We start from the raw sequence: 355 nt of genomic DNA, 5'->3' as shown, positions 1-355 counted from the left end.
TATGTCCTTATTCCTGGCTGCTTTGCTGGCCGCATAGCCTGCGTTCCCCGCCAGCGGTAATTCGTCACAGGTCAGATTGCCGAGGAAAATAATCTCATCGGCCGTTTTCTGTGTGGTGGGATTCAGGCGTATTTCACACTGGTTCATTGCGCGGTATTCCACCGCCAGCACCGGGTTGTTTTCATGCACTTCGAGGGTGAACAGCCCGTCGGATTCGGTGACCGTCCTGCCGGCATGATTCACTACCTGAGCACCGCCCAGGGCGTGGCCATCGCCGTCCACCAGGCGCCCCATCACCGTCACCGTTTTCATCACTTTCACGGAATACGCACTGACGCCCCCGCGAATATGCTGG

Annotated in this window: 1 protein-coding gene; it reads right to left on the bottom strand. The window is 57.7% G+C overall.

The genetic code is table 11. From position 1 onward, the window contains the following. Nucleotides 1-355, bottom strand: a 355-nt coding sequence (locus WFN87_RS24245) for a CS1-pili formation C-terminal domain-containing protein (protein WP_336980930.1), incomplete at both ends; no start/stop codon positions are given.

It is taken from the genome of Cedecea sp. AS113 (genome assembly GCF_037152415.1).
In the GTDB taxonomy this organism is placed as follows: Bacteria; Pseudomonadota; Gammaproteobacteria; order Enterobacterales; family Enterobacteriaceae; genus Cedecea.
The sequence above is the reverse complement of the archived record's forward strand: the minus strand, read 5'-3'. Positions and strand labels throughout refer to the sequence as shown.